Annotated in this window: 20 protein-coding genes and 1 pseudogene; 11 read left to right on the top strand and 10 right to left on the bottom strand. The window is 39.9% G+C overall.

The annotated features are described in order from the left end of the window. Positions 1-20 precede the first annotated feature (20 nt). Positions 21-788 (top strand): 30S ribosomal protein S2, encoded by a 768-nt coding sequence (gene rpsB / locus VH441_RS08720; protein WP_434353258.1) that lies wholly within the window; start codon positions 21-23, stop codon positions 786-788. A 228-nt stretch (positions 789-1,016) separates the two neighbouring features. Continuing rightward, a complete protein-coding gene (tsf, locus tag VH441_RS08725) occupies positions 1,017-1,892 on the top strand; it encodes a translation elongation factor Ts (RefSeq protein WP_434353259.1) in 876 nt (291 codons plus the stop codon). A gap of 202 nt (positions 1,893-2,094) precedes the next feature. Here tsf and htpX read toward each other — a convergent pair whose 3' ends face one another. From htpX to hflX, 7 genes and pseudogenes are all read right to left on the bottom strand, one after another. Further along, positions 2,095-2,985, bottom strand: coding sequence for a protease HtpX (htpX, locus tag VH441_RS08730; protein WP_434353260.1), 891 nt, complete (start codon positions 2,983-2,985; stop codon positions 2,095-2,097). 174 nt (positions 2,986-3,159) lie between these two features. Then, complete coding sequence (locus tag VH441_RS08735; protein WP_434353261.1) at positions 3,160-4,008, bottom strand: lytic transglycosylase domain-containing protein; 849 nt, start codon at positions 4,006-4,008, stop codon at positions 3,160-3,162. Positions 4,009-4,200: 192 nt separating this feature from the next. Then, positions 4,201-4,617: pseudogene (locus VH441_RS08740) on the bottom strand (lytic transglycosylase domain-containing protein); the annotation flags it as partial. Positions 4,618-4,827: 210 nt separating this feature from the next. Beyond that, positions 4,828-5,508 (bottom strand): LrgB family protein, encoded by a 681-nt coding sequence (locus tag VH441_RS08745; RefSeq protein WP_434353262.1) that lies wholly within the window; start codon positions 5,506-5,508, stop codon positions 4,828-4,830. Continuing rightward, a complete protein-coding gene (locus VH441_RS08750) occupies positions 5,505-5,939 on the bottom strand; it encodes a CidA/LrgA family protein (protein WP_434353263.1) in 435 nt (144 codons plus the stop codon). Before VH441_RS08750 ends, VH441_RS08745 begins: the two co-directional genes overlap by 4 nt. A 164-nt stretch (positions 5,940-6,103) precedes the next feature. Continuing rightward, positions 6,104-6,877 (bottom strand): lytic transglycosylase domain-containing protein, encoded by a 774-nt coding sequence (locus VH441_RS08755; protein ID WP_434353264.1) that lies wholly within the window; start codon positions 6,875-6,877, stop codon positions 6,104-6,106. A gap of 150 nt (positions 6,878-7,027) precedes the next feature. Further along, the gene (hflX, locus tag VH441_RS08760) at positions 7,028-8,386 is read right to left on the bottom strand and encodes a ribosome rescue GTPase HflX (protein ID WP_434353265.1); all 1,359 of its coding nucleotides are present in this window, start codon (positions 8,384-8,386) and stop codon (positions 7,028-7,030) included. Positions 8,387-8,703: 317 nt separating this feature from the next. Here hflX and VH441_RS08765 point away from each other — a divergent pair, with 317 nt between their 5' ends. Together VH441_RS08765 and VH441_RS08770 are read left to right on the top strand one after the other, a co-directional pair. After that, on the top strand, positions 8,704-9,465 hold the full coding sequence (locus VH441_RS08765; protein WP_434353266.1) for a GNAT family N-acetyltransferase: 762 nt from the start codon (positions 8,704-8,706) through the stop codon (positions 9,463-9,465). A gap of 133 nt (positions 9,466-9,598) precedes the next feature. Continuing rightward, positions 9,599-10,396, top strand: coding sequence for a lysophospholipid acyltransferase family protein (locus tag VH441_RS08770; protein WP_434353267.1), 798 nt, complete (start codon positions 9,599-9,601; stop codon positions 10,394-10,396). Between the two features lie 77 nt (positions 10,397-10,473). On the opposite strand, the gene VH441_RS08775 is transcribed toward VH441_RS08770, so the two are convergent. Together VH441_RS08775 and cdd are read right to left on the bottom strand one after the other, a co-directional pair. Then, a complete protein-coding gene (locus VH441_RS08775; RefSeq protein WP_434353268.1) occupies positions 10,474-10,944 on the bottom strand; it encodes a Dps family protein in 471 nt (156 codons plus the stop codon). 137 nt (positions 10,945-11,081) lie between these two features. Next, on the bottom strand, positions 11,082-12,029 hold the full coding sequence (gene cdd / locus VH441_RS08780) for a cytidine deaminase (protein WP_434353269.1): 948 nt from the start codon (positions 12,027-12,029) through the stop codon (positions 11,082-11,084). Between the two features lie 166 nt (positions 12,030-12,195). Between cdd and VH441_RS08785 the strand changes: the two genes are divergently transcribed. The 5 genes from VH441_RS08785 (at position 12,196) to deoD (ending at position 18,255) form a co-directional block, all read left to right on the top strand. Beyond that, positions 12,196-13,479 carry a NupC/NupG family nucleoside CNT transporter gene (locus tag VH441_RS08785; protein ID WP_434353270.1) on the top strand — a complete coding sequence of 428 codons (1,284 nt, stop codon included), beginning with the start codon at positions 12,196-12,198 and terminating at the stop codon, positions 13,477-13,479. Positions 13,480-13,632: 153 nt separating this feature from the next. Next, the gene (gene deoC, locus VH441_RS08790) at positions 13,633-14,466 is read left to right on the top strand and encodes a deoxyribose-phosphate aldolase (RefSeq protein ID WP_434353271.1); all 834 of its coding nucleotides are present in this window, start codon (positions 13,633-13,635) and stop codon (positions 14,464-14,466) included. Positions 14,467-14,534: 68 nt separating this feature from the next. Further along, positions 14,535-15,851: a thymidine phosphorylase gene (deoA, locus tag VH441_RS08795; protein WP_434353272.1), complete on the top strand. Its 1,317-nt coding sequence runs from the start codon at positions 14,535-14,537 to the stop codon at positions 15,849-15,851. A gap of 19 nt (positions 15,852-15,870) precedes the next feature. Next, on the top strand, positions 15,871-17,511 hold the full coding sequence (locus tag VH441_RS08800; protein ID WP_434353273.1) for a phospho-sugar mutase: 1,641 nt from the start codon (positions 15,871-15,873) through the stop codon (positions 17,509-17,511). 27 nt (positions 17,512-17,538) lie between these two features. Further along, positions 17,539-18,255 carry a purine-nucleoside phosphorylase gene (gene deoD, locus VH441_RS08805; RefSeq protein ID WP_434353274.1) on the top strand — a complete coding sequence of 239 codons (717 nt, stop codon included), beginning with the start codon at positions 17,539-17,541 and terminating at the stop codon, positions 18,253-18,255. Between the two features lie 83 nt (positions 18,256-18,338). On the opposite strand, the gene VH441_RS08810 is transcribed toward deoD, so the two are convergent. Further along, complete coding sequence (locus tag VH441_RS08810) at positions 18,339-18,983, bottom strand: YcxB family protein (RefSeq protein WP_434353275.1); 645 nt, start codon at positions 18,981-18,983, stop codon at positions 18,339-18,341. A 225-nt stretch (positions 18,984-19,208) separates the two neighbouring features. Here VH441_RS08810 and serS point away from each other — a divergent pair, with 225 nt between their 5' ends. Both serS and tkt read left to right on the top strand, forming a co-directional pair. Then, positions 19,209-20,477, top strand: a complete 1,269-nt coding sequence (serS, locus tag VH441_RS08815) for a serine--tRNA ligase (RefSeq protein ID WP_434353276.1) — start codon at positions 19,209-19,211, stop codon at positions 20,475-20,477. 230 nt (positions 20,478-20,707) lie between these two features. Further along, positions 20,708-22,705 carry a transketolase gene (gene tkt, locus VH441_RS08820; RefSeq protein WP_434353277.1) on the top strand — a complete coding sequence of 666 codons (1,998 nt, stop codon included), beginning with the start codon at positions 20,708-20,710 and terminating at the stop codon, positions 22,703-22,705. The last annotated feature ends 2 nt before the right edge of the window (positions 22,706-22,707 follow it).

Consider the following 22,707-nt stretch of genomic DNA (forward strand, 5'->3'; position numbering starts at 1 on the left):
CAAATTTTAAGGAATTTAACATGGCAGATAACAGCCCAACTCAAATCGCAATGCGTGACTTGCTTCAAGCTGGTGCACACTTTGGTCACCAAACACGTTTTTGGAACCCAAAAATGGGTCCATATATCTTTGGCGCACGTAACAAGATTCACATCATCAACCTAGAGCATACAGTAAAAGCATTTAACGAAGCATTGACTTTTGTAAATGGTCTTGCTGCTAAAAAGAACAAAGTATTATTTGTTGGCACAAAACGTGCAGCAAGTGGCGTTGTTCGTGAACAAGCACAACGTGCAGGCATGCCTTATGTTGATCACCGCTGGTTAGGTGGTATGCTGACAAACTGGAAAACACTTCGTCAGTCAATCAACCGTTTAAAAGATCTAGAAAAGCAAGCAGAGGATGGTACTTTTGCTAAGCTAACTAAGCGTGAAGCATTAGAGCGTACACGTGATATGGAAAAACTAAGCCGTTCTTTAGGTGGTATTAAAGATATGGGCGGTTTGCCAGATGCTATCTTTGTGATTGATGTTGATCACGAAGCTATCGCTATCAAAGAAGCTAAAAACCTAGGTATCCCTGTTATTGGTATCGTTGATACTAACTCTAACCCAGACAATGTAGATTACGTTATCCCAGCAAACGATGATGCGATTCGTGCCGTTACCTTATATGGTACTGCAATGGCAGATGCAATTATTGCAGGTAAAGAATACGCAAAAACTCAAGGTGGTGCTCAGCAAGAAGAAGCTGCTGAAGAAAAAGCAGAAGACGCTGCTGCTGAATAATCATCAATCGTAGATTAAATTGATTGATTATACAATGGCATGAACTTAACCGTCATGCCATTGTCATTTAATAAGATTAAAATAAATTAAACTTACAAAAAAGACCAAAAAAACAAAAGCCTTAAAAATTTGTATATTAACAAATAGATAGGTGATGGGTGCTGTAAGTAATTTAATTATAAAGTTTTAGTAATACTAACGATTAATAAACAAACACTGAGGTGAATCATGGCAGAAGTAACTGCAAAAATGGTAAAAGAATTGCGTGACCGTACTGGTCTTGGCATGATGGAATGTAAAAAAGCACTACAAGAAGCTGGTGGTGATATTGAAGTTGCAATCGACAACTTACGTAAGTCTGGTCAGGCTAAAGCGGCTAAAAAAGCAGGTAACATTGCTGCTGACGGTGCAATTATCATTGCTCAAGAAGGCGATAAAGCATTATTACTTGAAGTAAACTGTCAGACTGACTTTGTTGCAAAAGATGCTGGTTTTACTGAGTTTGCAACAAAAGTGGCTGATTTAGCACTTGCTAATGACACAACTGACGTTGCGGCAATTTCTGCACTTGACTATGATGGTCAAACAGTAGAAGAAGCTCGTATCGCGCTTGTTCAAAAAATTGGTGAAAATATCCAAGTACGCCGTGCAGAAGTTATTGAAGGTGCTGCAATGGGTTCATACCGTCATGGTATCCGTATTGGTGTTGTTGTTTCTACCGAAGGTGGTAACGATGAAATCAACAAAAACTTGGCAATGCACATTGCTGCGTTTAACCCAATCGCTATCGATGGCGAAGGCGTACCAGCTGACGTACTAAACCGTGAAAAAGAAATCATTGAAGCAAAAGCAAAAGAGTCTGGCAAACCAGATAACATTGTTGAAAAAATGATTGAAGGTGGTTTACGTAAGTACCTAGATGCAAATACGCTAGTGGGTCAACCATACGTAATGGACAACGACAAAAAAGTTGCAGAAGTTTTAAAAGCTGAAGGCGTAAAAGTTGTTGCTTATAAGCGTCTTGAAGTTGGTGAAGGCATCGAGAAGAAAGAAGAAGACTTTGCTGCAGAAGTTGCTGCTGCACAGGCAGATGCTGCTAAGTAAGGCTTTGTCTTTATATTAGCTTTAAGCTATACTAAAAACCCCATGCTATGACTAATAGCGTGGGGTTTTTTGTTGTCTTGTATATTTTGGAAGAAAAATCAGTAATACAATAGTAGTTATAATATAACCAGCAAAAACAATACCCAAAAAAAGACCAAGCTAACTGGCTTGGTCTTTTTTTATGAAACGAGTTATTAATGAATTAATCCGCTTTTTGTAATGCTTCAATACGGTCATCTAATGTTGGATGAGTGCGGAATAAATTAGCAAAGCTAAACCCTTGTGATTGACCACTGGAGATTGCAAATGCTTTCATTGCTTCTGGGGTGTTGTCTGGCATTTGGCTGGCAGGTTTAAGTGCGGCAAGTGCATTAATCATGTTTTGTTTACCAGCAAGTTTGGCACCCATTTCATCTGCACGGTATTCGCGCAGGCGAGAAAACCACATGACAATTGCAGAGGCAAGCACACCCAGCACTAAATCCATTACCATGCTGGTTAAAAAGTAACCCATACCAGGGCGGTCGCTTTCATTTTTAAATACCACTTGATCAACAAAATAACCAATAATACGGGCAAAGAACATAACAAAAGCATTAACTACGCCTTGAATAAGCGCAAGGGTTACCATATCACCATTGGCAACGTGTCCAATCTCATGTGCAAGAACCGCTTCTACCTCATCAGGTGTCATGGTTTCTAGTAAGCCACTAGAAACAGCAACCAACGCATTATTTTTGTTCCAACCTGTTGCAAAGGCATTGGGTTGTGGGTTATGGAATATACCGACTTCTGGCATACCAATTTTAACGGCTTTCGCTTGTTTGGTTACGATATCAACCAACCACTTTTCTGTTGCTGTTGCGGGCGATTCTATCACCTGCACATTCATTGCACGTTTGGCAGACCACTTAGAAATAAACAAAGAAATAAGCGAGCCAATAATACCGTAGGCAAAACACATCACCATTAAGCTGGTTATGTTTAACCCACCAGCACCATAGACACTGCCCATACCAAATACAGACATCACAATTCCTAGTACCACCATCACGGCAAGGTTAGTTAATAAAAATAAACCAATTCGCATCATAAGATTCGTTTTCCTTTCGATAAACTTTATAAAATTAATTGAACAATATTAATATGTTGACATTAAAGATAGATTTCAAACATTTGCGGGTATTTTATACAAAACTGATACAGTTAAACAGGAATAAGTTAAAAAGGCTTAAAAAATAAGCAAGAATGAAATAAAAAATGATGTTTAGTTACGGTAGCTATTATAGCTGGTACCAAAGGTTATATTTTGATTAATGTCTTGTCTGCTCGTTTGTGCATTGTTTGCGGCATTGCTAGCCGCGCTATTTTGACTAATGTTGCTGACAAACAAACTGGTATCATGCTTGTATATATTGTAATAACGGTTACGTACCTTTCGTACGTAATTGCGAGTTTCTCTAAAAGGGGGAATACCACCGTATTTATCAACATTACCTTCGCCAGCATTATAACCTGCCAAGGCTAAATCTAAGTTGTTGTTAAAGCGGCGTAATAACCACGCCATGTATTTTGTACCGCCTTCGATATTGGCGGCAGGGTCATACGAGTTATAAACACTAAAACGACGAGCCGTTGCCGGCATTAACTGCATTAACCCTTCTGCACCAGCGTGTGAACGGGCATTTGGGTTAAATGCTGACTCTGTATGTACAATGGCTTTTATTAATGCTGGATCAACGCCATGACGGCTGCAAGCTGCTAAAATTAGAGCGTCATAACTGCGGTTGCCATTAAGCCTACTGAAGCGGTTGTGGTTATTTTGGTTAGCAGTGGCACGCTTAGCGGCATTGTTTGATTTGCTGGGAGGAAAGTAGCCCGAGCCAAAATATTGCTTGTCGTTTTGTCCGTTTGCAGAATAATTTCCAGACATTTGCTGAGTAAACTGATTATAGCTATCAGTTGTTTGCAAATTTGTCATCATCACGTTGCCGTTTTTATCTTTATAAATAGAAATGTTATCTGAATTAGCAGAAGCATAGGCACTACTTAAACCACCAATCAATAGAATGGCGGAAGTTGAAAGTAAGGCAGTTTTTTTGCTTTTTATATTCATTTACTGTGATATTTATTAACGGTTAACGGCAAAGTGTCATCGTTCTTATGGGTTACTAAACTTAAGGGTTAGTAAGTTATTAAGTGCCACTAAGTTTTGTATTTTACCATTATCGAAACAGTGGCAATGTTAAGTTTTTATAACTGATTGTAAATTATGATTTTATCATAGATAAAATGACTAAATATTATTGTTTTTATATAAAGTGTGGTAGCGATTGAGTACCTTTTTTACATAGTTTTGGGTTTCTTTAAATGGTGGAATGCCATTGTATTTATCAACATTGCCTTCGCCAGCGTTATATCCTGCGAGCGCATATTCTACATTGTTGTCAAACCTGCGTAATAGCCATGCTAAGTATTTTGTGCCACCCTCAATGTTGGCGGCAGGGTCGTAAGCGTTATTTACTTTAAAACGGTCGGCGGTTGCGGGCATTAGCTGCATTAATCCTTGAGCACCAGCGTGAGACTGGGCACGGGGGTTAAACGATGACTCTGTATGTACAATGGCTTTGATGAGTGCTGGATCAACTCCGTGGCGTTTGGCAGCAGAACGGATAAGCGCATCAAAGGCATTATGACGCACACTGGCACCATATTTTGGGGCAATAAAACCCGCATATCTAGCATGATCGCTATGATACCGAGCAGATTTCTGCTCAGACACCGAAGCGCAGGAGACACAGGTTAATGCAATCGATGTAGAAGTGATGGCGAGCCTTAAGTTCATAAATTACTCAGCGTTTTATATCTATTAAATTTGAGCAGTTTAGCATTCAAGTGTAATTTAATTGTGTAGCAGGCGTAACGAATCTTAACATTATATAATTAGGCTGATAAATACAGGTACCCACAATGCAGTAATTAAACCATTAACCGCCAAACCAAACGCTGCGTAACGCCCTGCTGTAGGACTTATTTGCCATGCTTCAATTGTACCAAAGGCGTGACACACCAGCCCCATCGCTAAGCCTTTTGCTCTATCGTCTTCGATGTTTTTTAAGATGACCTTGCCAAACCCGGCACCTAATAAACCAGAGATACTAATGATTAGGTTTGCCATAATGAGTGGTGAGTTAATGATGCCAGCAATACTTAAACCAATAGGGGCTGTCACAGAGCGGGTGGCAAAAGCAAGAATGGTGTTTTGACTCAACGCAAACGTATAGGCCAAGCCCATTGGTAATAAGGCACCGACGCTGGTTGCAATCAGTACTATCCAAAAAAGTTTTTTTAGAGGCAAGCCCTTAAAGTTAATAGAAGCAAGTGGAATGGCCAAAAGCACGGTAACATAACCAAGTAAACGGTCAAAAACTGGGCTAGCAATGCTGTAGTAGTTGTCAAATTGCCAGTTAAACACAAACAATAAGGCAATAACAAGAATAATGGCTGTGACAACGGTTGGAACGCCAGTTAATTTTTTTGCTAATAAGCGTGCTGAGATATGAGCAACTAATGTGAGCAAAAATGCAGATAAAACAGGGATTAAGCTGGTACTCATAAATGACTACCTCCTTGTTTTTGGGTTGTGTCGGTTTTAAGCCATACACTTGCCAGTTTTGCAATTGCCCATAGTGGTATTAATGTACTGATAATAATAATGCCAAATACACGCCAAAACTCATCTCCTAAAGTAAAGAGTAATAGACCGGCACCAGCAGAAACTGGCAAAAAGGCAAAACCACTATCTAATAACAAACGGTTAGTTGCCAAAGTTAGCCAATTTGGCAAGCTGGGCTTGTTTTGTTTTTCTCTTATTAGTCGCCATGCAAATAATAGGCAAAACATCATAATTAGCCCAACAATGTTGGCGGCGCGTTCAATCTCCCAAAATTGGCATATCAATACACATAACTCCCTTACAATGATGACAATAAGCAGAGTTAGTAAAATGCCTAACCAATGAGGCAAGTCAGGTTTATTAGCACTCATATAGTTTTCCTTGATTGATAGGTTGATATTAAAGAGATTGTAGTTGTTTTTTTTATTGTTAGAGGAGTACATTAATGGAAACGTGCAAAAAAACAGTGATAGGATTATACAAAAACGGTACGGTTAAGTAAAACCATACCGTTAAGTTAATGCAGGCATATTAATTAGTTGTAAAGGTTTTGATAGTTGTTACGATTGTTAACCCATAAGCTGCTGTCGTTTTTGTATAAATTGTTATAGCGCCGCATTACTTTTTTGACATAGTTGCGAGTTTCGCTAAAAGGGGGGATGCCATTGTATTTATCAACATTGCCTTCACCAGCGTTATATCCAGCTAGGGCGTATTCAATATTGTAATTAAAACGACGTAATAACCAAGCTAGGTATTCGGTACCCCCATCAATATTGTCGGCTGGATCAAACACATTAAAAACGGCAAATCTTCTTGCAGTAGCAGGCATTAATTGCATTAACCCTTGTGCACCTGCATGGGACTGTGCATAAGGATTAAAGGCAGACTCGGTATGAATAACGGCCTTTACTAAGGCTGGGTCGACGCCATGGCGACTGGCAGATAAACGGATGAGTGCATCATAAGAGCTGCTATCACTGCTACTAGTCCAAGCGTTGTTGTCTGAACTGTACCAATAGTCGTTGGATGAATACCAAGATGGATTGGTTGATTGATAGCTGTTGTAATAACTTGAGGTATCTGAATCAGCAGCACTATTTGAATAAAAGTTTTCAGAATAAAACTTTGGCTGCTGAAAACGGATACCTTGGTTTGATGCACGATTAGGGTTGCCATCAGAGATAATGGTTAGTGTTTTTGTACTGGTATCTTTTACATAGGTTTCTTGGCTTACAGCTAACCCTGCCGATGCATTTGCGGCATAAAGTGTTACCATCATAGCAGATACGATTAATTTGTAGCTCATAAAAGAACCTATTAAGTTACCTATATTATTAACTTAGCTTGTTTAAAAAACAAAAAGTGACTGTAAATCAACTTTGCTCAGTTTAGCACCCAAGTGTAAAGCAAATGTTAATTGTCGGTAATAAAAGTTAATAAAACCGTTCTGTGTTATTTATATTTTTTTTGTTAAGGCGTCAATGGCTATTTGATAGGGTTCTTTTTTAACTGTTAATTTTTTGGCTTGGTCATTTGGTAATACTTGTTTAGGGTCAATACCAGCCTGCCCTAACAGTAGTTTTAACTTATCGCTTGGTAAACACACGGTGATGACTTCATGCCCAACGTCATCATAGGTTTTGGCTTCAACCACGTCTAGCTCATACAACTCATTTTTAAACTGCCCAGCATCAAAGGGGAGTGTGATATCAAAAATTTCTAGTTTGCCAGTTAACCTTTGTTGCACGGCAAGGATGAGTTCATCAATCCCTAAATTTTGTTTTGCCGAAACATAAACCCTGTTAGGGGTGTCTTTACTTGCATAACCAATATGAGCAGGCTCACCAGTGGTATCTATTTTATTAAATACGTTTAGGACAGGTACGTTGTTGTCTATTTGTGCGAGTACCTGTTTTACTGCATCAATCTGTTCATGCATATCCTCACTACTGGAGTCGATGACATGCAAAAGTAGATCTGCCTCTAAAGTTTCTTCTAAGGTGGCGTGGAAGGACTCGACTAATTCATGTGGTAAATGGCGCACAAATCCCACGGTATCAACCAAAACAACTTTACCAACACCTGCCCAGTTTAAACGGCGTAGGGTAGGGTCAAGTGTTGCAAATAGTTGGTCGGCAGCGTAAATATCCTCATCACAAAGGCGATTAAATAGGGTGGATTTCCCCGCATTGGTGTAACCAACCAATGAGATGGTTAGCACTTCTGACTTTTGTCGTTTGGAGCGTCCCTGAGCACGAGTTTGCTTTACTTTTTCAAGCTTGGTTTTTAGTTGGTTAACGCGAGTTTGCAACAATCGGCGGTCAGTCTCTAGCTGGGTTTCGCCAGGTCCACGCAAACCAATCCCCCCTTTTTGCCTTTCAAGGTGCGTCCATCCTCGAACTAAGCGTGTTGATAAGTGATTGAGCTGAGCTAGTTCAACTTGCAACTTGCCTTCATATGTACGCGCACGTTGGGCAAAAATGTCTAAAATAAGCCCTGTGCGGTCAAGTACTCGGCATTTTACTAAGGACTCTATATTACGTTCTTGTGAGGGCGATAAACTGTGATTGAAAATGACAATATCGGCATCAACTTCTTGAACTAATTGCGCAATCTCTTCGGCTTTACCAGAGCCAACAAAATATTTTGCATCAGGCTTTAGGCGAGAGCCAGTCACTAATGCCAAACGCTCTGCGCCTGCTGAGTCAACCAGTAATTCAAACTCGGTTAAGTCGTCTGGGTCAAGTATTTTTTGGATGTCGAGATGCACTAAAATTGCTTTCTCGCCACCTTTATGCCTGTCAAAGTATTCCAAATAAAATCCCTTAAGATTGTCAGTATCAAACACACTAGCGTGTTTGTTGATGTATAAGAGGCGTTGTGGGCCACTGTTATTGACATGAATTGTAACAACTAAAGGATGCTTTGTCATTGTTTTGCAACTGATATGTCACTTATTCGTCATTAAGTTTGAGGATGATATAGTCAAATCAATATGGGGTTTGGACAGTTGTTTATGTCGGTTGCTTATATCGGTTGATAAAGAGACGTATCAATTAAATGTATCAGTCGGTAGAGGTATAAACAATGATTGAAATATAAATCATGTGAATAAAATAAAAGGTGCCAATCATGTCTTCCATGTCTGCAGATTCTCTGCTATCTAGTAATGATGTGAATGAAGTTAAAATAAAAAACAAAATAAATACGGTGATTATTGACACGCAATCTCGCCAGTTTGATAACCAAGCGGAGCAGCTTTTATTAAAAGCGCAAGAGCTGCGTACAAACTGTTTTAAAGAGCAATTTGGTGTTGTGTTTGATAATGACCTAGATGCTGATCGTTATGATGAGGCATGCTTTCATTTAATTTTGCTAGATGGCGAAGAGGTCATTGCAACTGCACGTTTGTTAGATAGTGACAGAGCAAATTTGTTAGGGCGTTTTTATAGTGATAGCGAGTTTGACCTGCAAAACTTTTTGCGCGATTATCCTTATCCAGTTCTTGAAATAGGGCGTACGTGCATCGCCAATAACTATCGAGGTGCCAGTGTGTTAATGCAATTGTGGCAAGGTATTGCGCAAGTGGCAGAACAAGTAAAGGCTAATGCATTTATGGGATGCTGCTCGATACCAATTGGTGCAGGGGATGTTAACGCATGGCTAGCAAATTTAAAAGGAACACCAAAAATTGATATTCGTCCAAAACATCGTTTGCCTCTATCGCTGCTTAGCCAGCCACCTGTTGTTCCCTCTTTATTAAATATGTATTTACGCATGGGGGCAAATGTGGCAAGCCATGCATGTTTTGATCCAGACTTTCACTGCGCTGATGTGTTTGTGTGGCTTCCTTTTGAGCAGTTTAATCCTCGTTATCAGCATTTTTTGAGATAATTTAGAATAAATATCTTTGGTTTATTATGTCAACTTTGATAAAAATTGATATTCAATTAGCCTAACAACATCAATTTGTTATAAACTATCCGCTTAGTTAAATGTATAAACAATGGTTCGTTAAGAGGAAGGCATGGCTAATTGGATAAAAAAAGGGAAGATGTTTACGTCGGTTTCTGGTGTGGTAACAGGTGGCTTTAAAAAAGCTTATCAGATAGGTGCTTTTAAAGAACCGCCAAAAGATATTTTACCTAAATATATCCAAACTTTTTGCCGAAAAACTTGTCAGTCTTTTAATTTAGAGGTTGTACAGCTAGAGCCTGTGCCTCAAACACACGGTTTATGGGCATCAAATCATATTTCTTGGTTAGATATTCCCGTTGTGGGGAGTGTCAGCCCATGCTTCTTTTTGTCTAAAGCAGAAATTGCGAATTGGCCTGTTGTTGGTAAGCTTGCTAAAGCAGCGGGAACCTTATTTATTGAGCGTGGTTCTGGTGATGTTGGATCGGTTGGTAATCAAATTGCAGATTTTATGCAAGATGGTTCTTCTGTGGTGTTTTTTCCAGAAGCGACTACGACCAGTGGACACAAAGTTAAAAGGGTTTATGGCAAACTTTTACAGGCGGTTATGCAAACAGGGTTGCCAATTCAACCAATCGTCATTTGTTATGTTGGTGCCGATGGTAACATTAGTGATGATGCCGCCTATTTTGGTAATATCACCATGAAACAAAGTTTAGATAAGGTATTAAAAGCGGGTAAGATTACTGCTTATGTCTTACCACTTGAAGCAATCTATCCAGAAGATAAAACCCAAAAAGAGTTAACAGAGATTTTGCAAGAGCGTATGCAAGCAGGTTTGGTGCGTTTGCAAAAACAAGTACTTAAGACTCAGCCAGCAGATGCCGTTTGGGATGAATACGATGTGTAACTTGTATTGCCCATTTAAAAAAAGCACCTAAATTTTTAGGTGCTTTTTTGATTAGGGTGTTAGGTACTTTGGCTTATTTAGCCTAAAAATGCATTATACATCCATACCATTTTTTCTTGTTCGCTGGTATAGCCAGCAACTAAATCGGTTGTACCTTGGTCACCTGCGTTTTCGGCAATATCAGCCAGTATGCGTTGCTCTTCAATTAACGTTTGCAAACCAGAAACAACGCCAGAGACACATTTACGCCCTTCAAATACATTTTTATGTTCAGTAATGCTGGCGTTTATCGCAAAGTCACTGTAGGCATGCAGTGGTGTTCCGCCCACGGTAAGAATACGTTCTGCAATTTCATCAATTTGAGTCTGCAACTGAGTGTAGATTTCTTCAAACTGAGCATGTAACGCAAAAAAATGTTCGCCTTTCACATTCCAATGATAACCTCGCACATTGGTGTAAAAAACATGGTAACTAGAAAGTAGGGCGTTTAGTTTGTCGATAACTTGTGCTACTTGGTTTGATGATAAGCCGATTTGGTTAGTTGTCATGTTGATAGTCCTTGTACTTGTTTAAAACAGATTAATAACAGAGGCATACCTCTTGTCGATTTGTGTAAACTATCATAACAAGGCTTTTTTGTTTTAAAAAACAAATCATATAAATATCTATGTTTTATTTTACTAAACTATTTAATCAAAACATACTCTAACTCTATTTGAGGGTTAATACTGGTTAATAGCTGGCAGGTGTTGTCTTTTTGGCTCAACTTGGCTACTTTTTCTACCATCATGGCTTTTGTGATATTTTGCCAGTTTTTCCCTTGCATTCTTCTAAAGTTTAGTGCCACTTGCAAGGCAGGTAAGCTAGGATTAAAAGCGGCATTTTCGGCATATCTCCCGGCAATTATACTACCATCTGTAAAGGTTAACGCGACTCCATTTTTATTATCACTATATGGGGCATGACTGGTTTGGCATGCTTCTAACGCCATTTTTTTGCAATCATTTTTAAATATTTTGTTGTTATGATACTCACTATGGTCGTTAACATCGTCCAATATTTTTTGAGAGATGCCTAAGTCGGTGCCGCTAAAGTCATCAGGCAAGTAATCGTTAAGAGATTTTTGTGTTGGACTGACCTCATTTGGTAATACAATTTTAAAGTCTTTAGTGAGCCTTACCTCGTTAATAAATTGACGACAATGTCCACAAGGCGGGTAGTTGATGAATAGCAAAGAAAGTTGTTTTGCACCTCGCATCCAAGCGTGTGAAATGGCACTTTGCTCAGCATGTATGGTTTGTCCGATGTGGCATCCTGAAAACTCAAAGTTTGCGCCTAAATAAACATTGTTTTGATCATCAAAAGCCACCGCTCCAACTTTAAAGTTGGATATCGGTGCAACGGCATAACTTGCGGCAAGCGGTAATAACGCTAATCCAAGTTCGGTTTTGTTGAGTTTGGTTTGTGTTAGTAAGGTTTTTACAAAGGTGTTTGGTAAAAAGGCAAAGCCATCAGTTTGTTGTTTAGGTGGCAATTTATTGGTATTAAAAATAGTAAGGTTTGCTTGAAACAAGTCTTTCAATTTTTGGGGTAGGCACTCTAGTTTTGTCTGAAGATCAGTTTGTATATTCATTTGTTTGATATTAAAGTTGTTATTATAAAATTATTTATGGTTTCTTAACTGGTTTGTTAAGGTCGTTTATCATACAATACGCATTTTATTGGGTTAAGTTTACGCCTTTATTTGGTGACCTTCAATACCACTATTTTTTTATGTAATTTTTTAGGAGAAAAGCCTAATGAGTATTTTAATAAGTGTGCTTGGCATGATAGTTTTAATTGCCATTGCCTTATTGATGTCAAACAATCGTCGTTCTATCAATCTGCGTACTGTTGTTGGTGCTTTTGCATTACAATTTTTAATTGGTGCTTTTATTTTGTATGTGCCAACGGGACAAAAAGCGTTAGGTGCGATGTCATCTGCTGTTGCCAAAGTTTTAGAGTTTGGTAACGCCGGCATTGAATTTTTGTTTGGTGGGTTAATGTCAGACAAAATGTTTGAAGTATTCGGCGGTGGTGGTTTTATCTTCGCCTTGCGTGTTTTGCCTGTTATTGTTTTCTTCTCGTCATTAGTGGCAGTACTGTATTACTTGGGTGTCATGCAGTGGTTTGTTAAACTGATTGGTGGTGGGTTACAAAAAATCTTGGGGACTTCAAAACCTGTCTCTATGTCTGCCGCGGCAAATATTTTTGTTGGGCAAACTGAGGCTCCACTTGTGGTTAAGCCATATATTTCTCGTATGTCTGAGTCTGATTTGTTTGCGGTAATGTGTGGTGGCTTAGCGTCTATTGCAGGTTCTGTCTTGGCTGGCTATGCTGGCATGGGTGTGCCATTACCTTATCTTATTGCAGCCTCATTTATGGCAGCGCCAGGTGGCTTGTTATTTGCAAAACTCATTATGCCAGAAACTGAAGAAGTCAAAGAAATTGAAAACTTTGAAATTGCCGAAGATGATACGCCACCAGCCAATGTGCTTGATGCAGCGGCAGAAGGTGCAATTACCGGTATGCAGATGGCAATGAATGTGGGTGCCATGCTGATTGCGTTTATTGGTTTGATTGCCTTATTAAATGGCATTATTGGTGGTGTTGGTGGTTGGTTTGGTTATGGCGAAATCACCTTACAACAAATTTTAGGTTACATTTTTGCTCCGCTTGCTTGGGTGATTGGTACGCCTTGGTCAGAAGCGCAAACCGCAGGTTCTTTAATTGGTCAAAAAGTGGTTGTAAACGAGTTTGTTGCTTATGCAGAGTACACGAATCTATTAAAAGAAGGTACCGTTGTGTTATCTGATAAAACTCAAGCCATTATCTCATTTGCTTTGTGTGGCTTTGCCAACTTAAGCTCTATTGCTATTTTGATTGGTGGTTTAGGGGTAATTGCCCCAAATCGTCGTCATGACATTGCTCGTCTAGGCATTAAAGCGGTTATCGCCGGGTCTTTATCTAACCTAATGTCTGCAACCATTGCTGGCTTATTCATTGGCTTGTCTGGTGCCGCTGCTTTGGGTGTTGGTGTTTAAAGATTAGGCAACTAAAGTAATGTTTGATTAGATTGTATATTTGGTGAGTGTCAATAAATATAACATGTCTCACCATAACGTACTGAGTCAAAGCATACCCAATATCTAACATAATATAATTTTTTTGAAGTTTCGGAACTTATGAGTAATGTCATGAGTCCCGAAACTTTATACAATTTTAGCGAAAAGAAAATAACGGAGAATAAAGTGACAGAAGCAACTAAAGAATACGCTTTACAGGCACTTAGCATGATGGATTTAACCAGCCTAAATGAAGATGATACAGAACAGGCTATTAAAGAGTTATGCGCAAAACAACAAAACAACTTTGGGCATACCGCAGCTGTGTGTATTTATCCTCAGTTTATTAAAACGGCTAAACAAGCCCTTGCAGATAATGAGGCAACTGATGTTAAAGTTGCAACAGTAACCAACTTTCCGCATGGTAATGATGACATTGCCGTTGCTGTAAAAGAGACGATAGAAGCCGTTGAGGCAGGCGCAGACGAAGTAGATGTTGTTTTCCCATATCGTGCATTGATTGCTGGCAACGAGCAGGTAGGTGCTGAGCTTGTAAAAGCTTGTAAAGAAGCTTGCCAATCAGCAGGTGCAACGTTAAAGGTGATTATTGAAAGTGGCGAGCTAAAAACGGCTGAGCTAATAAAACAGGCGAGTGAAATTGCCATTGCCAATGGGGCGGATTTTATTAAAACATCAACCGGTAAAGTGGCGGTTAATGCAACTTTAGAAACAGCAGAAATCATGCTTAATGCCATCAAAGCAAGTGGCAAACAGGTTGGTTTTAAGGCCGCAGGTGGTGTGCGCAGCAGTGAAGACGCAAAAGCCTATATTCAACTTGCCGAGCAAATAATGGGGGCAGATTGGATAACGGTTGATACCTTCCGTTTTGGTGCATCAGGTTTGCTAGGCAGTTTATTAGCAACGTTAAATGATGAAGCACCAGCAGAAAATACGGCAAGTTATTAATAAACAAATCGTGTGTTTAACAAAATTATATCCATAATCAAAATGATCAATTAATGAGGTGAGTTTCCATGCTAATTCAGGAAATTATTAAAATTAAACGAGATGGTGGCGAGTTATCTGCCAAGCAAGTACAAGAATTTGTTAAAGGTGTGACAGAAGACACCACCAGTGAAGGGCAAATTGCCGCTATGTGTATGGCAATCTTTTTTAATAAGATGAAAATTGCCGAGCGTACCCACCTAACCACAGCCATGCGTGATTCTGGTCGGGTATTACAATGGGCAGATGCCAATTTAGATGGTCCTATTGTTGATAAACACTCAACAGGTGGGGTCGGTGATGTGGTATCTTTGATGCTGGCGCCGATGGTAGCGGCTTGTGGTGCTTATGTACCTATGATTTCTGGTCGCGGCTTAGGGCATACTGGCGGAACACTAGACAAACTGTCTGCAATTCCTGGTTTTGATACCTTCCCTGATCCAGATAAACTTAAACGTATTGTAAAAAGTGCAGGTGGCGTTATTATCGGGCAAACACCAGACCTAGCCCCTGCTGATAAACGCATTTATGCAACACGTGATATTACCGCAACGGTTGAATCTATTGATTTAATTACCGCGTCTATTCTATCTAAAAAGCTGGCAGAAGGCTTAGATAGCTTAGTAATGGATGTAAAAGTTGGTAATGGGGCGTTTATGCCAACATATGAAGACTCTGTTGCTCTAGCTAAGTCAATTGTTGAAGTTGCTAACCATGCAGGTTGCCAAACTACGGCATTGCTAACCGATATGAATCAGGTGTTAGCAAGCAGCGCTGGTAATGCGATTGAAGTACGTGAGGCAGTACAGTATTTGCGTGGTGAAAACATCAACCCACGTTTACATGCGGTTAATATGGCATTATGTGAGCAATTGCTGATTAATGGTAAGTTAGCAAAAGATAAAGCTGATGCCAACGCGCAGCTTCAGTCTGCGCTTGATAGTGGTAAAGCGGCAGAATACTTTGCTAAGATGGTAACTGAGCAAGGTGGACCTGCTGATTTTGTTGATAATTATGACAATTATTTGGTTAAAGCAAATGTCATTAAACCAGTATTCTCATCAAATGTAGGTACTTTGCGAGCCATGGACACCCGCAGTGTTGGTGTGGCAGTGATTGGACTGGGTGGTGGTCGTCGTGTGGCAACAGATGAGATTGACTTAAGTGTTGGTTATGACGAGATTTTACCGCTTGGTACAAAAGTTGAAAAAGATACACCGCTTGCGGTTATCCACGCTAAAGATGAGCAAAGTTGGCAAGCCGCAGCAGATGCCTTGTTAAATGCTGTCACGATTGATGAAGGAACTTATGAACCAACGCCAGAGATTTATGAGGTTGTTGAATAATAAAACTGGAGTAATAAAGATGAATAATGTGTTACATGTTGCCCAAAACTGGGCAGACCAAGACTCAGATATTGAAACTAAAAATGAACTCCAAACCTTGATTGACAATAATAATGTTGAAGAGTTAACGGCTCGCTTTTCAGGTCGTTTACAGTTTGGTACGGCAGGTTTGCGTGGTCCTTTACAGGCAGGTTCTATGGGCATGAACCGTGTATTGGTGGCGCAAGCGGCTGCAGGGTTAGCAAAATTTTTGCTTGAGCGTAATGCCGCTCCAAGTATTGTGATTGGTTATGATGCTCGCAAAAATTCAGATATCTTTGCAAAAGACACTGCCGAAATTATGCAGGGTATGGGCGTCAATGCTCAAATCATGCCTGACTTTCGTCCAACTCCGGTATTGGCTTATGCTGTGCGTAAGCTAAATGCCAGTGCGGGGGTTATGGTGACAGCGAGTCATAATCCGCCAGAAGACAATGGCTATAAAGTGTTTTTAGGTGATGAAGATGATGGCGCACAAATTGTACCGCCAAATGATGCGTTAATTGCCAAACAAATTGAATGGGTGGCAGCTAACCAAAAAGTGGATGAGTTACCACGCAGTAATGATTATGGCACCATCCATCAAAATGTAATTGATGATTACATTCAAAAATCAGCGGCTGTCTATCAAGCAAAAATTGATGATGAGTTAAAATACGTTTATACCGCTATGCACGGTATTGGTACTCAAACTTTATTGCAAACGTTAGAACAAATAGGTTTCCCAAAACCAATTTTGGTAGACGAGCAATGCACACCAGATGGTAGCTTTCCTACGGTATCATTTCCAAACCCAGAAGAGGCAGGTGCCTTAGATTTAGCGATTGCTAAAGCCAAAGAGGTGGGCGCAGAGTTTATTGTTGCTAATGACCCAGATGCCGACCGATTGGCTGTTGCTGTGGCTGATGACGCAGGCGAGTGGGCAACTCTGCACGGTAACGAGGTTGGTTTGTATTTAGCTTGGCACATTGCTAAAAAAGCACAAGCCGAAGGCAAAAAAGGTGTGTTAGCGTGTTCTTTAGTTTCTAGTCCTGCTTTAGCAAAGGTTGCCAAAGCAACAGGGTTAGAGCATAAAGAAACCTTAACCGGTTTTAAATGGATTGGTCGTCTGCCTAATTTAATTTTTGGGTATGAAGAGGCACTTGGTTATTTAGTGAATCCAGACTGTGCGCATGACAAAGATGGTATTTCGGCAATTATTTGCTTTTTAGATTTAATAAATGACCTAAAAAGTGAAGGAAAAACGTTGGCGCAGTCATTTAAAGCGTATCGACAAGAGTTTACTAAAACGTTTGGTGCTTTAGTTAGTGACCAAATCAGCGTCCGTGTTGAAGATTTAGAGCGAATCAACCGAATATTGGCGACTGTAAGAAATGAGCCATTTACCAACATGGCAGATTTTACCGTAGAGTCTTACGTTGATCATCTCAAAACTGAAAAAGACAACAATATCTTGGTGTTTTATTTAGCGGGTGGGCATCGTGTGATTTTCCGTCCATCTGGTACCGAGCCAAAGTTAAAAATATATTTAGACACAGCAGGTGAAACACTCGCTCAAGCAAAATTAGCCATTGAGGCGATTAAACAAGATTTAGAACAATATTTAGAGAATATTGCATAAATATTTAAATAAAAATAGGAGAAAAAAATGGCTACTGCTCATATTAATGCAGAACAAGGTGATTTTGCAGATGTTGTATTAATGCCGGGTGACCCATTACGTGCAAAATACATTGCAGAAACTTATTTAGATGATGTTAAACAAGTGTGTGATGTACGCAATATGTTTGGTTTTACGGGCACATATAAAGGGCGTCGTATTTCGGTTATGGGGCATGGCATGGGTATCCCTTCATGTTCTATTTATGTGACTGAGCTGATTAAAGACTTTGGTGTTAAAAAGATTATTCGTGTTGGCTCTTGTGGTGCAGTACGTGAAGACATTAAAGTGCGCGATGTGGTGATTGGCATGAGTGCTTCAACTGACTCTATGGTTAACCGAACTCGTTTTGGTGGTTATGACTTTGCAGCAACGGCAGACTTTGGCATGACACAAGCATTAGTACAAGCGGCTAAAAACCTTAACATTACGCCAAAAGTAGGTAACCTATTTTCGGCCGATTTATTCTATTCACCAGATTCAGCCATGTTTGATACCATGGCCAAATACGGTATTGTGGGTGTTGAAATGGAAGCTGCCGGTATTTATGGTGTGGCTGCAGAGTTTGGTGCTAAGGCTGCTACTATTTGTACTGTATCAGACCATATTAAAACCGGTGAGCAAACCACATCAGAAGAACGTCAAAACACCTTTAATGACATGATGATTATTGCGCTAGAGTCGGTATTGTTGGATGATGAATAAAGCTATATAAGCTAACAGTAATGTTAAATGATACAAAAAAGCCTGCAGCTATTGATGCAGGCTTTTTATTTTTGATATTACAACTAGCTCATTTCAACCGCTTGTATACCTTTGGTAGGAACCACTTCTAATACATGTTTTTTTATGGTATCAATAGGTAAGTTTTGCGCTTGCATACGTTTAGGGATTATTTGGCTGCCTTTTTGACCACGCATCTCAAACATAATAAACATAAACTCATCAGTCTCATCCCATCCTGTCACGGCATTCCATGGGATAACGGCTTGCTGGTTATTCGGCATACGCATTTGCATGCCTCGCATTGACTTGCTCATGTTTTGTTGTGGTGCAGGCATAGACATAACTAACCCTTGTTTTTGCACGCCAAGTTTTACTTGTTTCATCTCTTCTGGCATGTCTTGCTCTGCCATTTGCTTGTTAAACTCACGTTTAACATACCACTTCATCCCTAATGTGCGTATGGCAATATATAAAACAACCCCCGCTAGCATTACCCAAAATAGAGCAGTTGAGTAGCCAGTGACATAATATAAACCGCCAAGTGCTAAAGCGGTGATGATAGCCATAATAATCCACTCTTTCATTTTAATGTTTGATAAACCAAAAGATTGGCTGCTTTTATCAAACAACGCCATTTGTGCTTTTTCAAATTCGGCTTCGCTCATATTAAGTGCAACGGGCTGTAGGGTATAAGGGTATAAGGCCATGGGGTATCTTCCAACTGGTAAACAAAAAACAAGATTTGTTTACTAAATAAAGTGAATTAAATTAATCTTGTAATGTTACCCAAAACCTACTAACTAGGCAACCGTTATCGGCTTTATTTGTTATAAATTAAGCGCTAAAGATGGTCAAAAAAGGGTAGGCTTGGTATCATATACACATATTTTAATAAAAAATTTATACATTGTTTTATATATTAAGGAAACCAAATGATTGACCCAAAATTATTGCGTGGCGATTTAACCGAGCTTAAAGCTAAATTGGCAACTCGAGGCTATGAGCTAGATATGTCATTTTGGCAAGACGTAGAAAGCAAACGTAAGTCATTGCAGGTTAAAACAGAAGAGCTGCAAGCAAAACGTAATGCAGGGGCAAAACAAGTTGGCGAGCTTAAGCGTAATGGTGAAGACGCCACCGAAGTAATGCAACAAATGCAAGCAGTAAGTGCAGAAATTAAACAAGCCGAAGAAAGCTTGCGTACCTTACAAGAAAGTATAAACAGTAATGCGTTGCAAATTCCAAACATTCCAGAAGATGGTTTGCCAATAGGCGAAGATGAAGCAGACAATGTGGAAATCCGCAAATGGGGCGAGCCTAGACAATTTGACTTTGAAATTAAAGATCACACCGATGTAGGTGAAGGCTTAGGTTTACTAGATTTTGAAATGGCAGCCAAACTAACAGGTAGTCGTTTTAGTGTTTTAAAAGGTGGGCTGGCTCGCTTAAATCGTGCATTAATCCAGTTTATGTTAGATACGCACACACAAAAATATGGTTACACCGAGATGTATGTGCCTTACATTGTCAATAGTGATAGTTTGCAAGGTACAGGGCAACTACCAAAGTTTGAAGAAGATTTATTTAAACTACGTGGGGAGCGTGATTATTATTTAATCCCAACCTCAGAGGTGCCGTTAACTAACAGTGTACGTGATGACATTGTACCTTTAGAGCAATTGCCTATTAAGGTGACAGCACATACACCTTGCTTCCGCAGTGAAGCCGGTTCAGCAGGACGAGATACCCGTGGTTTGATTCGTCAGCACCAGTTTGAAAAAGTAGAGATGGTGAACATTGTCCGTGCCGATGACTCTGCTCAGGCATTAGAAGATATGACGGCTCAGGCTGAGTATATTTTACAGCAGTTAAATCTGCCTTACCGTGTGGTGCAATTATGTACTGGTGACATGGGCTTTAGTGCCAAGCGTACGTATGATATTGAAGTATGGTTGCCAAGTCAGGATACGTATCGTGAGATTTCTAGCTGTTCAAACTGTGGCGATTTCCAAGCGCGCCGTATGAACACCCGCACCAAAGACGGCAAAAAAACTGAGCTATTGCACACACTAAATGGCTCTGGTTTGGCGGTAGGTCGCACGTTACTTGCGATTATGGAAAACCATCAAAATGAAGATGGCACAATTACAATACCTGAAGTCTTGCGTGGTTATATGGGTGGAGTTGAAGTAATTGGTTAGTAGCTAACTAATTATTAAAAGCATAAGTAAAGGCAGGTTTTTAAAAAACCTGCCTTTTTAATTGGGTTAAATTATCTTACAAGTCACAGAATCTAACTAGAGAGTTATAAATAAACGGTATTTTATACCAATCCATCCACAAATTGATTTAATAATAAGGTAAAATATGTAGGTTAAATTTTATTTCAATTCTTAGCCAATTTAATTAACTTTTTAAACAGGAACGCATTATGCCGACCCCAATCAATCAACGTAAACTTGCCAATGCTATCCGTGTATTATCAATGGATGCGGTACAACAAGCCAACTCTGGTCACCCAGGTGCACCAATGGGCATGGCAGATATTGCCGAAGTATTATGGCGTAAGTTTTTAAAACATAACCCAACCAATCCAAACTGGGCAAACCGTGACCGCTTTGTCTTGTCAAATGGTCATGGTTCAATGTTGATTTATTCACTTTTACACCTAACAGGTTATGATGTCAGTATTGATGATTTAAAAAGTTTCCGTCAATTACATTCAAAAACCCCAGGTCACCCAGAATATGGTTATACCCCAGGGGTAGAAACAACCACAGGTCCTTTAGGGCAGGGTATTGCGAATGCGGTTGGTTTTGCGATTGCAGAAAAAACATTAGCAGCACAGTTTAACCGAGAAGGTCATAATATCATTGACCATAATACCTATGCGTTTTTAGGTGACGGTTGTTTAATGGAAGGCATTAGCCATGAGGTTTGCTCGTTGGCTGGCACCTTGGGGCTTGGTAAATTGGTGTTTTTCTACGATGATAACAACATCTCTATTGATGGTGAAGTAGAAGGCTGGTTTACGGACGATACGCAAAAACGTTTTGAAAGCTATAATTGGCAAGTTATCAAAGTTGATGGTCATGATAGTGAAGCAATTGATGCCGCCACAAGAGCAGCGTTAGAAGAAACTAGCAAACCAACATTAGTTATCTGTAAAACTGTCATTGGTGCAGGTTCACCAAACAAACAAGGCACAGAATCTTGCCATGGTGCACCACTGGGCGATGAAGAAATTGCATTGACCCGTAAAGAATTAGGGTGGGAAAAGCCAGCATTTGAAGTTGATGAAGAAATTTATGAAGCTTGGGATGGCAAAGCAAAAGGCGACATGCTAGAAAAAAATTGGGATGCTGATTTTGCTGCATATAAAAAAGCATACCCAGAACTTGCTGCTGAGCTTGAACGCCGTTTAGCAGGTGACCTGCCAGCTGAGTTTGAAGCCAAAACACAAGCTTATATTGCAGAATGTCAAGAAAAAGGCGAAGTGGTTGCCACTCGTAAAGCCAGTCAAAACGCTATCAACGCATTACAAAAAATGCTACCAGAATTTTTAGGTGGCTCGGCTGACTTAGCAGGCTCAAACCTTACCTTATTTGAAGGCGCAAAAGGTATCCAAACCGATGCTGATGGTAACTATATTTACTATGGTGTGCGTGAGTTTGGTATGACTGCCATCGCTAATGGTATTGCCCTGCATGGTGGTTTTATCCCATACGTGGCTACTTTCTTAATGTTTATGGAATATGCACGTAATGCGGTGCGTATGTCTGCGTTGATGAAACAACAAGTGATTAGCGTGTATACCCATGATTCAATTGGCTTGGGCGAAGATGGACCTACTCACCAACCAATAGAGCAGGTTGCTAGCTTACGTAGTACACCAAATCTAAATACATGGCGACCATGTGATACGGTAGAAACAGCAACCGCTTGGGTTGAGTCGGTTAAAGCTGGTGATAAACCATCGGCACTGATTTTAAGCCGTCAAGGTTTACCACATCAAGCGCGCGATAACAGTCAAGTTGCCAACATCGCCAAAGGTGGTTATGTGCTATCTAAAGAGCAAGGAGATTTACAGGCAATTATTATTGCGACAGGTTCAGAAGTCCAGCTAGCAATGCAAGCACAAGCTCAGCTTAGCGATGCAGGTATTGGTGTACGTGTGGTTTCTATGCCATGTGCGGAAGTATTTATCGCTCAAGATGCCGCTTATCGTGAAGCCGTATTACCAAGTGATGTATATGCACGAGTGGCGGTAGAAGCAGGTATCAAAGATTACTGGTATAAGTTTGTTGGTCTAGATGGTCAAGTAATTGGCATGGATACCTTTGGAGAGTCTGCTCCAGCTGCTGATTTGTTTGCTGAGTTTGGTATTACGACCGATGCGGTTGTGACGGCAGTAAAAGATTTAGTTTAAAT

Source organism: Psychrobacter sp. HD31 (assembly GCF_051097895.1).
Lineage (GTDB): Bacteria > Pseudomonadota > Gammaproteobacteria > Pseudomonadales > Moraxellaceae > Psychrobacter.